Annotated in this window: 10 protein-coding genes and 1 pseudogene; 4 read left to right on the top strand and 7 right to left on the bottom strand. The window is 47.1% G+C overall.

The annotated features are described in order from the left end of the window. Positions 1–93 precede the first annotated feature (93 nt). Positions 94–1,122, bottom strand: a complete 1,029-nt coding sequence (gap, locus tag DXE27_RS04540; protein WP_128113073.1) for a type I glyceraldehyde-3-phosphate dehydrogenase — start codon at positions 1,120–1,122, stop codon at positions 94–96. Positions 1,123–1,206: 84 nt separating this feature from the next. Continuing rightward, entirely contained in the window at positions 1,207–3,201 is a 1,995-nt protein-coding gene (tkt, locus tag DXE27_RS04535; RefSeq protein WP_128113708.1) for a transketolase, read from the bottom strand. Between the two features lie 44 nt (positions 3,202–3,245). Here tkt and DXE27_RS04530 point away from each other — a divergent pair, with 44 nt between their 5' ends. Next, on the top strand, positions 3,246–4,007 hold the full coding sequence (locus tag DXE27_RS04530) for a 16S rRNA (uracil(1498)-N(3))-methyltransferase (protein WP_128113072.1): 762 nt from the start codon (positions 3,246–3,248) through the stop codon (positions 4,005–4,007). 35 nt (positions 4,008–4,042) lie between these two features. Here the strand turns inward: DXE27_RS04530 and DXE27_RS04525 are convergent, their stop codons facing one another. Then, a complete protein-coding gene (locus DXE27_RS04525; protein WP_128113071.1) occupies positions 4,043–4,663 on the bottom strand; it encodes a barstar family protein in 621 nt (206 codons plus the stop codon). 92 nt (positions 4,664–4,755) lie between these two features. Beyond that, positions 4,756–7,063, bottom strand: a pseudogene (locus DXE27_RS04520) (NADP-dependent malic enzyme). An 80-nt stretch (positions 7,064–7,143) separates the two neighbouring features. On the opposite strand from DXE27_RS04520, the gene thiL reads away from it, so the two are divergent. Together thiL and DXE27_RS04505 are read left to right on the top strand one after the other, a co-directional pair. Next, positions 7,144–8,724: a thiamine-phosphate kinase gene (thiL, locus tag DXE27_RS09650; RefSeq protein ID WP_231969659.1), complete on the top strand. Its 1,581-nt coding sequence runs from the start codon at positions 7,144–7,146 to the stop codon at positions 8,722–8,724. 14 nt (positions 8,725–8,738) lie between these two features. Beyond that, a complete protein-coding gene (locus tag DXE27_RS04505; protein ID WP_128113070.1) occupies positions 8,739–9,233 on the top strand; it encodes a CinA family protein in 495 nt (164 codons plus the stop codon). A 15-nt stretch (positions 9,234–9,248) separates the two neighbouring features. On the opposite strand, the gene corA is transcribed toward DXE27_RS04505, so the two are convergent. Then, positions 9,249–10,214, bottom strand: coding sequence for a magnesium/cobalt transporter CorA (gene corA, locus DXE27_RS04500; RefSeq protein ID WP_128113069.1), 966 nt, complete (start codon positions 10,212–10,214; stop codon positions 9,249–9,251). Between the two features lie 73 nt (positions 10,215–10,287). Here corA and pyrF point away from each other — a divergent pair, with 73 nt between their 5' ends. Continuing rightward, on the top strand, positions 10,288–11,133 hold the full coding sequence (pyrF, locus tag DXE27_RS04495) for an orotidine-5'-phosphate decarboxylase (RefSeq protein WP_128113068.1): 846 nt from the start codon (positions 10,288–10,290) through the stop codon (positions 11,131–11,133). A 20-nt stretch (positions 11,134–11,153) separates the two neighbouring features. Here pyrF and mtgA read toward each other — a convergent pair whose 3' ends face one another. Continuing rightward, positions 11,154–11,909 carry a monofunctional biosynthetic peptidoglycan transglycosylase gene (mtgA, locus tag DXE27_RS04490; RefSeq protein ID WP_128113067.1) on the bottom strand — a complete coding sequence of 252 codons (756 nt, stop codon included), beginning with the start codon at positions 11,907–11,909 and terminating at the stop codon, positions 11,154–11,156. A gap of 9 nt (positions 11,910–11,918) precedes the next feature. Continuing rightward, entirely contained in the window at positions 11,919–12,824 is a 906-nt protein-coding gene (aroE, locus tag DXE27_RS04485) for a shikimate dehydrogenase (protein ID WP_128113066.1), read from the bottom strand. Positions 12,825–12,850: the final 26 nt, after the last annotated feature.

The following is a 12,850-nucleotide window of genomic DNA, read 5'->3' as shown; positions in this document are numbered from 1 at the left end:
GGTCTTTTTTGATTACAGCTTCATCGGCTAGCGAAGTCAACCCTTCACATATCCGAAATTTAGCAACTTTTAACAATAGTTAACGAAAGATGCTTACTTTACAGCCATTAAAGCTTCAGCAGCATTCAACATCTGGACTGAATAACCCCACTCGTTGTCATACCAAGCCAGTACTTTGACCAATTTACCGTCTGCAGAGACGCGGGTTTGAGATGCGTCATAAATACTTGGGCGTGGATCATGGTTAAAGTCGATGGAGGCCAATGGAAGAGTATTGAACCCTAGGATTCCCTTGAGTTCGCCTTCGCTTGCAGTCTTAAGGATGGCATTCACTTCGTCCACGCTGGTAGCGCGGCTGGCTGCAAATGTTAAATCCACTACAGATACGTTGATCACAGGAACGCGCATAGCGAATCCGTCAAAGCGACCTGCCAAAGCTGGCAAAACCAAACCGACTGCTTTTGCAGCGCCAGTCTTGGTTGGAATCATGCTGGTCACTGCTGAACGCGCACGACGCATATCCTTGTGATACACATCAGTTAACACTTGATCATTTGTGAAAGCATGAATGGTAGTCATCAAACCAGATTCAATGCCAATCTTTTCGAGTAAGGGCTTAACCAATGGTGCCAAACAGTTTGTTGTGCAACTTGCATTAGAGACAACCACATCGCTTGGCTTTAATACATTTTGGTTTACGCCATAAACAATCGTAGCGTCCACATCTTTTTCACCAGGAGCAGAAATCAATACTTTCTTTGCGCCTTGCTCGATGTGAATCATGGCTTTTTCTTTAGAGGTAAATTTACCTGTGCACTCTAGAACAAGATCAACGCCCAATTCACCCCATGGAGTTTCTGCTGGATTACGAGTACAGAACATCTTGATGCGATCACCGTTCACAACCATGCAATCGCCGTCCACTGAAACCTCTGCTGGGAAGCGGCCGTGGGCAGAGTCATACTGGGTCAGATGGGCATTGATTGCAATATCGCCCATCGCGTTAATTGCGACGATCTTAATATCACGACGCGGCTTACCATTGACTTGATCTTCATACAGGGCACGCAACACCATGCGACCGATACGTCCATAACCATTAATTGCGACACGAATTGTCATTTATTTCCCCTTGCTAATATTGAATTTATTTCCCCTTGCTAATATTGAATTTATTTCCCCTTGCTAATATTGAATTTATTTCGCTTATTTCTTTGAGACACATTGCTTAACAGTCTTTGCAATTTGATCCACTGTTAAACCAAAATATTCGTACAACACTGGCGCAGGCGCTGACTCGCCGAATGTATCTACGCCGTGAACTGCAGCGCAGCCATACTTCCACCAGAAATCACTAACCCCCGCCTCAACTGCAATGCGCGGAATATTTGCTGGCAATACTTTTGCTTTATACGCAGCATCTTGTTGATCGAAGACGGTAGTTGAAGGTATCGAAACAATACGAATGCCAAAACCTTCTTTCTCAAGACGTTCAGCAGTCTGTAGTGCCAGAGCAATTTCAGAACCAGTCGCAATAATGACCGCATCAATCTTTCCGGATTTCGGATCGCGCAACACATAGCCGCCACGAGCAATATCTTTAATTTGTGCAGGAGTGCGAGATACAAATGGGCAATTCTGGCGACTAAAGATTAAGGCGCTAGGGCCATTCTTACGCTCAATTGCCGCGCCCCAAGCTACCGCGCTCTCGGTGGTGTCACAAGGGCGCCAAACCATGAGGTTAGGAATCAGGCGCAAACTAGCCACGTGCTCTACCGATTGATGGGTTGGGCCATCTTCACCCAAGCCAATCGAGTCATGAGTAAAGACAAAAATACTGCGCAACTTCATCAAAGCAGCCATACGCAGGGCGTTGCGGCTGTAGTCCGAGAAGGTTAAGAAGGTACCTCCAAACGGAATGTAGCCACCATGCAGGGCAATACCATTCATGATGGCGCTCATACCAAATTCGCGCACACCGTAATTAATATGGTTGCCCCACTGATCAGCGCGCACCGGTTTGCAGCTAGACCAATTCGTGAGATTTGATCCTGTGAGGTCAGCGGAGCCGCCCATAAATTCTGGCAAAGCTGGTGCTAAAGCTTCAATCGCATTTTGACTTGCCTTGCGAATTGCAATCGTCTCTGCTTTTGATTGGCAGGTTTTTAAGTACGCATTGAGAGTGGATGAGAAATCTTTCGATAGCTCACCTTCCATACGGCGTTGTAATTCAGAAGCGAGTTCTGGAAATTTATTTTTATATTTTTGGAATTCTTTATTCCACTCATGCTCAGCAGCTTGACCACGCTTTTTAAAATCCCATGCAGCATAAATATCTTTTGGAATTTCAAATGGTGCGTAAGGCCAATTCAGTGCGACACGAGTCGCTGCAATTTCAGCTGCACCCAAAGGCGAGCCATGCGCCTTGTCGCTGCCAGCCATATTCGGCGAGCCTTGACCAATAGCAGTCTTGCAGCAAATTAGGGTTGGTTTATCACTCTTTTTGGCCTTTACAATGGCAGCTGACACTGCCTCAGCGTCGTGGCCATCCACGGCACGAATCACATTCCAGCCATAAGCTTCAAAGCGCTTCGGGGTATCTTCGTTAAACCAAGAAACCACTTTGCCATCAATCGAGATGCCATTGTCATCCCACAATGCAATCAGCTTATTTAACTTGAGCGTGCCAGCCAATGAACACACTTCATGGCTGATGCCTTCCATCAAACAACCATCGCCCAAAAATACATAGGTGTAGTGATCTACAATGTCGTGACCAGGACGATTAAATTCCTCAGCCAATAATTTTTCGGCTAATGCCATACCTACTGCATTTGAAATTCCTTGACCGAGGGGTCCAGTAGTTGTTTCAACTCCTGGTGTAATTCCATATTCAGGATGGCCTGGAGTTTTGCTGTGTAATTGGCGGAAGTTTTTTAACTCTTCAATTGGTAAGTCGTAGCCAGAAAGATGTAAGAGCGAATACAACAACATTGATCCATGGCCATTCGACAAAACAAAACGATCGCGATCAATCCAATGTGGATCAGTCGGGTTGTGTTTTAAATGCTCGCTCCAAAGACCGACAGCAATATCTGCCATACCCATCGGCATACCAGGGTGGCCTGAATTTGCCTGCTGAACTGCATCCATGGATAAGGCGCGAATGGCATTGGCCATGCGAATTTGAAGGTTTGACATCGTAAAAGTGGTCTCGAGGAAAATAAATTGGCTATATTTCAGTAATGCCTCAATTTTATCTTCCCGGGCCATGGGAATCCCAAAAGCCAACCACCCTCACCCCTGAGGTTGCCCACCATTTGCGCGTTCGCCGTATTCAAACAGGGGAATTCCTCCCTGTTTTTGATGGGAAAGGCCAAATAGCTAAGGGAGAGCTCCTTTCCTTGAGTGGAAAAACAGGGCAAGTTCAGCTCACTGAGATCCGCATAGATACCCATCGCGAGACCCCTTACGCCATTACCCTGGCTCAAGGCTTGGCTGGCGGCGACAAAATGGACTGGATTGTTGAAAAAGCTGTCGAAACTGGGGTCCAGGTGATTGCTCCCATGCAATGTGAGCGCTCTATTCTTAGGCTTACCCGCACTAGCGACCAGGAGCGCGCCCAAAAGCGCCTGGCGCACTGGGAAGGAATTATTCAGGCGGCGTGCGAACAATGCGACCGCACTGTATTTGCCAGCCTAGAACCGATTCAAACATTTGAGGCGTATTTAAAGGCAACTCAAAAACCCAAGCTCACGCTATTACTAAGTCCTGATGCCACCAAAAGCATGTATTCAGTGCTAATTGAAAATACACCTCAAGATATCGTCTTAATGATCGGGCCTGAGGGTGGTCATTCCCCAGAAGAAGAGGCTCAGGCAGAGGCTGCTGGCTATCAATTAGTTTCCTTGGGTGAGCGGGTACTCAGAACTGAAACAGCTGGTGTAGTGGCTATTACAGCCGTTCACAGCGTATGGAACCCTGAAATACAAAATCGCCTCAAATAGAGGCGATTCGGGGGCTACTACAAAGACTTTCGCGATTAAGCGAAAGAGTAGAAGACGCGATACGGTGTGCGGCGCTCAGCCCAAAAATCAACTGCATCACGGAACACATCTAACAATGTCTCACGCGCTTCTTTGTCAAATTTTTGAGTGCAAGGCAAGCCTTCGAGGACCACTACAAATCCAGGTTGTGGGCCAGACTTATCAACCGTCGTTGTCAAAGCATCTAACAAAGGATCAAAGTTTTTAGCTTGCTGCTTAGTAAATGAGTAGGCAATCGCAATGGACTCCAAAACTTCACCCTTAGTCATTGCATTTGCGCAATTTGCGTAAACGAAATGTTGGCCAAGCTCAGTAGCCGCTTCCTGCAAATCTGGAGTACGGAAAGCGCGAATGGATTGCACAATATTAGAGCGCACACTGCGCAACATCGCCGGCGGTCCGGCATCACGAACGGCCAAAGCGGCACGCCAAGAAGCTGTCACTTTCTTCCCCGAAACTTGATTTGCTGCATAGGTTTGTAAACGAGATAAACCGCCCTGGGCATAAACATTGGCAGCTGACGATTCGGTTTCAAGTCGATCATTGCTGTCCCAACTTTCAGCGCGGCTATGTTCTTCGAAGCTGGCTGTATTGGTGTTTTCAGAGCGATTATTCATGATGGGTGCTAGGTTACCCGTAACACGCCATCAAATCAAGCCCAAATACAGTGCATTTTATGTAAGTTATCGCTAACTTACATAAATTAAACTTAGGTAATGCCTCTCGCGTTGCTGGCTGCCTCAACAACCGCCAAAGTGGTCACATTCACAACTCGGCGAACAGTGGCTGCCGGAGTCAGGATATGAATCGGCTTAGCAACACCCAATAACAGCGGGCCAATTGCAATTCCGTTGCCCGCCGCTGTTTTTAGCAAGTTGTAAGAAATGTTTGCAGCGTCAATATTTGGCAAAACCAATAAGTTGGCATCGCCTTTTAATGGTGATGAGGTTACGGTGCCAGCACGAATCGTTTCGTCTAAAGCGCTATCTCCATGCATCTCGCCATCCACTTCCAATGTTGGGTCCGCTTTTTGAAGCAAGGCCAACACTTCACGCATTTTGACTGCGGATGGGGCATTGCTTGAACCAAAATTCGAATGGGACAGCAATGCGACCTTAGGTGCGAGTCCTAATTTGCGCATTTCACTAGCAGCCATCAAAGTGAGCTCAGCTAATTCACAAGCTGTTGGATCAATATTGATATGTGTGTCCACCAAGAATACTTGGCGACCCGGCAAAATCAAACCTGACATTGCGCCGTACACATTAGCGCCAGGCTCCTGCCCAATCACTTCATCCATATATTTCAAATGAGTAGCGATATTACCAACCGTACCTGAAATCATGCCGTCGGCCATACCCTTTTTAATCAAAAGACTTCCGATCAAGCTATTACGGCGGCGCACTTCTAATTTCGCAAACGATTGTGTGACGCCCTTACGCTCAGTGAGCGCGAGGTAGGTTTGCCAGAAATCACGGAAGCGTGAATCATTCTCTGGATTCACGACTTCAAAATCTTCCCCGGACTTCATGCGCAAGCCAAACTTCTCAATACGGTGCTCGATCACAGCGGGGCGACCAATCAGAATAGGCGTAGCAAGATGCTCATCAATAATGATTTGTACTGCACGCAATACGCGCTCATCTTCGCCTTCAGCAAACACAATCCGTTTTTGATTTGCTGGTACACGCTTCGCAATACTAAAGAGTGGCTTCATCAAAGTACCAGAGTGGTACACGAATTGCTGCAACTGATTACGGTAAGCGTCAAAATCTTTAATCGGACGAGAAGCTACGCCATCATCCATTGCAGCTTTAGCAACTGCAGGAGCAATTACTGTAATGAGGCGCGGATCAAATGGTTTTGGAATTAAATACTCTGGACCAAAAGAGAGGTTCTCGATGCCATAAACAGAAGCTACAACTTCGCTCTGCTCTGCTGCAGCCTTTACCGCTGCGACTTCCATACCACGAGTAATTGTTGTGGCGCCCACGTCCAACGCACCGCGGAAGAAGAATGGGAAGCACAAAACGTTATTTACTTGATTTGGGTAATCAGTACGACCCGTTGCCATCACTGCGTCTGGGCGAACTGCTTTTACTTCTTCAGGCAGAATTTCTGGGGTTGGGTTTGCCAAGGCATAAACCAATGGCTTCGGCGCCATCTTCTTCACCATGTCTTGCTTCAATACACCGCCAGCAGAAAGGCCTAAGAAAATATCGGCACCTTCAATTGCTTGATCGAGCGTACGAAGATCAGTGTCTTGGCAGAATGGCTCCTTCTCTGGATCCATCAACTCCTTGCGGCCCTTGTAAGCAACGCCCGCTAAATCGGTTACCCAAATATTTTTACGTTGAATACCCAAGTCAACCAACAAATCCAAACAGGCCAATGCCGCTGCGCCTGCACCAGACGTAACCAACTTAACCTCTTCAACCTTTTTACCAACCACCTTGAGTCCATTGAGGATGGCGGCTGCGACCACAATGGCAGTGCCATGTTGGTCATCATGAAAGACCGGAATCTTCATGCGTGCTTGTAACTTACGCTCGACTACGAAACAGTCAGGCGCCTTAATGTCTTCTAAGTTAATCCCGCCAAAAGTTGGCTCTAACGCAGCAATGATTTCTACTAATTTATCAGGATCGTTTTCATTAACTTCGATGTCAAATACATCGATGCCTGCAAATTTCTTGAAGAGTACAGCCTTACCTTCCATCACAGGCTTACTAGCCAGCGGTCCGATATTTCCTAAACCGAGTACAGCGGTACCGTTGGTAATCACACCAACCAAATTTCCACGCGCCGTGTATTTGAAAGCATTCGCTGGATCTTTAACGATCTCCTCACAAGGTGCAGCTACACCAGGCGTATATGCCAGTGCGAGATCTCGTTGATTGGTAAGTTGCTTAGTGGGGGGTAATTTCAATCTTGCCCGGAGTTGGAAACTCGTGGTACTGAAGGGCAGCTTCTCTTAGGGCTGCGATTTGTTGCTCTTTATTATTTTCTTTGCTCATTTCCCGACTCAGTAAGGCCAATTAAGACTTCAATTCTATTCCTGTCGGAAGCTCAAGTCCCAACAGCCATAAAATGAGACATGCATTCTGAATCCAAGCCGCCTTTAGGTGAATTTGACCTGATCCAACGTTTTTTTAAAACGGGTGCTGATGCTATGGGCTCAAATCATGCTCAAACAATTGCACTAGGCATTGGAGATGATTGCGCCCTAATCAAACCGGCAGCAGGTGAAGAAATTGCTATTACCAGCGATATGCTGGTTGCAGGCAGGCACTTTTTTGCAGATACCGATCCAGAGCAAATAGCCCGCAAAGCCTTATCAGTCAACCTTTCAGACCTAGCAGCTATGGGCGCAACCCCTTTGGGATTCACGCTCTCAATTGCATTACCAAAAATTGACTCTGCCTGGCTTGAGGCTTTTTCTAGAGGTCTTTTTCAGGTCGCGCAACAGTATTCCTGCGCTTTAATTGGGGGTGACACCACTGCGGGACCACTCACCATTTCCATCACTGCATTTGGCAGCATCCCCACCGGAAAAGCCATTCGTCGATCAGGGGCAAGACCCGGCGATGATATTTGGGTATCAAGCACAGTCGGTGATGCCAGACTCACTCTTGCTGCACTGCGTCATGAAATCGATTTACCGACTGACGACTTAAAACAAGTCGAGTCTCGCATGCATCAACCAAGCCCCCGCATCGAACTGGGAACAAAATTAAGGGGGCTAGCTAGCGCAGCACTGGACGTATCAGATGGCTTGCTGGGCGACCTCAAGCACATCCTTGGTCAATCTCAAGTGGACGCTGAGATCTACTTGAAAGACTTACCAAAGTCTGCGACTTTGCAAAAGCAAAGCATCCATATTCAAAATCAATTTGCGGCATGTGGCGGCGATGATTACGAAATTTGCTTTACAGCAGCAACAGAACAACGTGATGCCATTCTTCAACTCAGCAAAACAATAAATCTTCCACTTACCCTAATTGGGAAAATTCTCCCCAAAGAAAATGCCGAGGCAAAAATTCATGTCATTGGTAACGATGGAAAATTATTAAACCTCGAAGAGACTGCATCACTTCTAAAATCCTTTGATCAACTTTGCGCTATGACCAATATAGAAACAGCTCCAGTGAAGCCTGGTTTTAAATGGGTCTTCCAAACCGCAAGCCGAACGATTGCCTTTGGCTTTGGGAGCGGCTTAAGCCCCGTTGCGCCTGGAACTGCCGGTACTCTGTGGGCGTGGGCCGCCTTTCTGGTGGGCGAATATTTTCTATCTACCGAAGACTTTCTTTGGATTATTGGCGGCGGGATTTTGCTTGGCTGCTGGGTTTGCGGTCAGGTTAGCGAAGAGCTGGGTAAAAAAGATTTTGGTGGAATTGTTTGGGATGAGATTGTTGCTTTTTGGTTGGTGCTGATATTTATCATGCCAACCAATATTTGGATGCAAGTAATTGCATTTGGATTATTCCGATTCTTTGATGCTGTAAAGCCAGGCCCAATTGGAATGATTGATCGGCACTTTAAAGATTTAGAAGACAACAATCACACATCCAACTTACCTCAAATTGTTTGGCGTGGATTTGGCATTGTGATTGATGATTTAGCAGCAGCCCTTTTTACGCTCTTGATCATTGCATTGATACAAGCCTTTATTCAGTAAAGCGCAAAATACTCATGAACTCTACCGATTCCACCAAAACTTTAGCCAGCATGTTGCTGGCTAAGAGCTGGAAAATTGCACTTGCTGAATCCTGTACGGGTGGATTGGTAGCTGCAACACTAACCGATTTAGCAGGCTCTAGTAAATGGTTTGAGCGTGGCTTCGTTACCTACAGCAATGACGCTAAGACCGAGTGCTTAGGCGTTCCATCCGAACTGATTGACACCTTTGGAGCTGTAAGCGAGCAAGTGGCAAAGGCCATGGCAGAAGGTGCTTTGCAAGCCTCAGGGGCTAATGTGGCTATTTCGATTACCGGTATTGCCGGTCCATCTGGTGGATCAGCAGAAAAACCCGTTGGTACAGTTTGTTTTGGATGGGCTATTCAAAGTAGCTCTACTGAAAATCGCGTGATCAGCAAAACAATGCATTTTGATGGCGATCGCACGGCCATTCGAGAACAAGCGAAAGATTACGCGCTTGCAGAATTCATCGCGCTTCTCAGAAACTAAGCGCCGCAACCACAATTACTTCATCCAACCTTTGTGATAGAAATAAAACAAAGGAATAATCGCTGAAACAATCATCGCGCCAATAGCCATTGGGTAGCCCCAAGTCGCATCTAGCTCTGGCATATGTTTGTAGTTCATACCCCAAACACTTGCGAGCAATGTAGGCGGCATTAAGGCAACAGATACCACCGAGAAGATCTTAATAATCTTGGATTGGTTCAAATTAATAAAACCGACGGTAGCATCCATCAAGAAGTTAATCTTGTCGAATAAGAATGCAGTATGGTTTTCTAAAGAGTCGATGTCGCGCAAAATCTGACGCGCTTCCTCTTGCTGCTCATCGGACAGTAACTTGCTGCGCATCAGGAAAGATAAGGCTCTGCGGGTATCCATGACATTGCGACGAATACGTCCGTTGGTATCTTCTTCTTTTGCGATGGTTTCGAGAACTTGTTCTGCATCCGCATCATTAATGTCGTCTTGTAGAACACGCTTGCCAGCTTGCTCAAGATTCTCGTAGACTTCCTCCAAGGCATCTGCAGAGTACTCGGCATCAGTTGAATACAAGTCGAGCAAAACATCTTTTGCATTGCTAACTGAGCCAGGGCGCAGACGCGCACGCAAACGTACCAAGCGGAACACTGGCAGATCTTCATCATGAATGGAAAACAAAACTTGCTTGGTGAGAACAAACGCTACCCGCACGTTGCGAGAGGTTTCTTCTTCATCCAACAAGAAATCGGTACGAATGTGGAGGTGGCCATCATCCGCTTCAAAGTAACGGGCTGATGCCTCTAAGTCACCCAAGTCATCCAACTCAGGCAAAAGCACCCCAAAAGCCTCTTTAATCCAAATGAGCTCTTCTTCCTCTGGATCAACTACGTCGATCCAGACAGGATTGGCATATTGCAACAATTCATTGCGATCTTCGACTTGCTCTTGAGAGAGGCGGCCATTTTGCAGGACGAACAAGTTGATCATGGTGAACTCCTAAGGAATGTGCGCTAGTTTATCCTATAGAACATGACAGTTTCACTAAAATAAGCCAAATCCAATGAACTCTCACTCAAATACCTTTAACCAGCAACTCCAGTCTGCATGGGCTTCCCAAGGCAGCATGCTGTGCGTTGGTTTTGACCCCGATCCAAAGCGTTTACCCCCACCCCTCCAAGGGAAACCAGAGGGGATCTATGAGTTCTGCCGCGAAATCGCTGATGCCACCGCGGATTTGGTTTGTGCCTTTAAGCCTCAGTTCGCTTACTTTGCCTCCCAAAGGGCAGAGGCCCAGCTTGAAAAGCTCATCAAACATCTCAAAGATCAGTACCCACATATTCCGGTCATATTGGATTCCAAACGCGGAGATATCGGCAGTACAGCCGACCATTACGCCTTAGAGGCCTTTGAGCGCTATGGCGCCGATGCCGTCACCGTGAATCCCTATATGGGATTTGACACGATTGAGCCCTATTTAAAGCGCACTGGTAAAGGTGTCATTGTGCTTTGCCGCACCTCCAACCCGGGCGGGTCTGATTTGCAGTTCCTAAACATTGCCCCAAATAGCGAGCCCCTGTATTTACATGTGGCAAAACTAGCGGCCGAGCAATGGAACAGTTCAGGCCAAATTAGTCTGGTGGTGGGTGCAACCTTCCCCGAGGAAATTGCTAAGGTGCGTGCTATTGTTGGTGAGATGCCCTTATTGATTCCGGGTATCGGCGCTCAAGGCGGTGACATTGATGCGACCGTCAAAGCAGGCACCATCGCCGGAAAACCTGGAACAGGCATGATCATTAACTCTTCAAGAGCGATTTTGTACGCAAGCTCAGGAAATGATTTTGCTCAAGCTGCAAAAGCTGTTGCCCAGAGCACACGAGATTCCTTGCGGGCCGCTGCAAGCAAGTAATCCCAGAGAACACTTTGTCTTTACTTGCCTGAGCCGGGCTTGGGATAAGGCGCTAATGCGACTTCTTCCATATTCTCCATAATAAATTCTTGGCGAGCGGAATAATTAATACTCCCTCGGCGGCAATACTGCTGCTTATCAAAACACTTCGGGGCCGGCAAGGCAGAAGCTAGTGCTGCGGCTTGTTCGCGATCCAACGAGCCCGGTGTAGTGGCGTAATAGTGTTGAGTGGCGGCACCAATACCAAAAATACCTTCGCCCCACTCTACCGAGTTGAGATAAATTTCATATAGTCGCTGTTTAGAGAGAGTCAACTCCAGAAGACCAGTGATAACCAACTCCTGGGCCTTGCGAAAATAATTTTGCTCAGACGATAAAAATAAATTTTTTGCCAATTGCTGTGTGATGGTTGAACCCCCTCGCAATGCCACTTTGGGCTGCCTACCCGATTGAGTGTTTTGCTGATTCTGCTGTTGATTCCTCTGCCAGGCCTTTTGCATATCCTCAAACCGCACGCCCTTATGCTGAAAAAAGATATCGTCCTCACTAACTAAGACAGCGCGCTTGAGATTATTAGAAATCTTGTCGTAGGGCACCCATTTCGATTGCACTGGACAAGACCAATGCCAGCTACATATACGCCAACGTTCAGCCCTCTGAAACGCTGTACTACTGGGGTCTAAAGAAATCCACAATGCAATCTGAATTGCAAAATAAGCCTGCATTGCCACAAAACCACAAAGAAGGCATTTGACTAAATAAGCAAGCCAACGCATAACAGGGCTTTAGCTACGCAGCTTGGCTAAGACGGCGCGCGGGTCAATAGCGGAAGCAAGATCGGATCCACGCCATAGCAAGAAAGCATCGGCAGCTTGTTCTACCAACATGCCCAAGCCATCGCTAACACGCGCAGCTCGCTGTAAAGCTTGCTGCATAAATGCCGTTGTTTTGCCATAAACCATGTCATAAGCAAACGAGCTTGGTACAAAAATATTAACTACCGCTTTAGCACTGAGAGGCGACTCGTCTGAAAGACCGGCAGCGGTAGCATTAATCACAAGATCAAATGGATACTGAGTGATGGTAGGGCTTTCTAAATCTGCTAATGCGCGAGACTCCAGCGCAACCTCATGCTTAGCCGCAATGTCGGCAAACAACTTTACCAACTCATCAGCTTTTGCATTTGAACGATTGGCAATCACCAAACATTTTGGCGATTGCTCCAAGAGAGGCCCAATGACGCCACGTGCAGCGCCACCAGCGCCCAACAAGAGTATGCGAGCGCTATGGAGTTCAATGCCTTGAGCCAATAGATCACGCACTAAGCCAGCGCCATCGGTGTTGTCTCCATAGATCTTGCCATCTTGAATCCATAGAGTATTTACCGCGCCCGCCAGTCTCGCGCGAGCAGTTAATACATCTGCAAGCGCTTGCGCATCCAACTTAAACGGCACAGTGACATTCATGCCTTTGCCACCCGCATCAAAAAATGTCTTAGCTGCTGTCGCAAAAGAATTGATTTCAGGCTGCAAACGTCCATAGTGCATCCGCTGCCCCACCTGCTCCGCAAAACGCTGATGAATTACAGGAGACTTACTGTGAGAGATTGGGTTGCCAGCGACTGCATACACATCCAAATCAGAAAATAGTCCTGGGTCAGTGTGTAAGTCGGTGGAATGAGGTGCAGTCATGATGACTAGAGAATAAGCGAATTTGG

Origin of the sequence: Polynucleobacter necessarius, from assembly GCF_900096755.1 — a bacterium.
GTDB classification, from domain to species: domain Bacteria; phylum Pseudomonadota; class Gammaproteobacteria; order Burkholderiales; family Burkholderiaceae; genus Polynucleobacter; species Polynucleobacter necessarius_K.
The sequence above is the reverse complement of the archived record's forward strand: the minus strand, read 5'-3'. Positions and strand labels throughout refer to the sequence as shown.

Excerpts from the sequence above, each read along its gene's own strand:
- gap (WP_128113073.1), bottom strand. The coding sequence starts at position 1,122 with ATGACAATTCGTGTCGCAATTAATGGTTATGGACGTATCGGTCGCATG.
- tkt (WP_128113708.1), bottom strand. The coding sequence starts at position 3,201 with ATGTCAAACCTTCAAATTCGCATGGCCAATGCCATTCGCGCCTTATCC.
- DXE27_RS04530 (WP_128113072.1), top strand. The coding sequence starts at position 3,246 with ATGCCTCAATTTTATCTTCCCGGGCCATGGGAATCCCAAAAGCCAACC.
- DXE27_RS04525 (WP_128113071.1), bottom strand. The coding sequence starts at position 4,663 with ATGAATAATCGCTCTGAAAACACCAATACAGCCAGCTTCGAAGAACAT.
- thiL (WP_231969659.1), top strand. The coding sequence starts at position 7,144 with ATGCATTCTGAATCCAAGCCGCCTTTAGGTGAATTTGACCTGATCCAA.
- DXE27_RS04505 (WP_128113070.1), top strand. The coding sequence starts at position 8,739 with ATGAACTCTACCGATTCCACCAAAACTTTAGCCAGCATGTTGCTGGCT.
- corA (WP_128113069.1), bottom strand. The coding sequence starts at position 10,214 with ATGATCAACTTGTTCGTCCTGCAAAATGGCCGCCTCTCTCAAGAGCAA.
- pyrF (WP_128113068.1), top strand. The coding sequence starts at position 10,288 with ATGAACTCTCACTCAAATACCTTTAACCAGCAACTCCAGTCTGCATGG.
- mtgA (WP_128113067.1), bottom strand. The coding sequence starts at position 11,909 with ATGCGTTGGCTTGCTTATTTAGTCAAATGCCTTCTTTGTGGTTTTGTG.
- aroE (WP_128113066.1), bottom strand. The coding sequence starts at position 12,824 with ATGACTGCACCTCATTCCACCGACTTACACACTGACCCAGGACTATTT.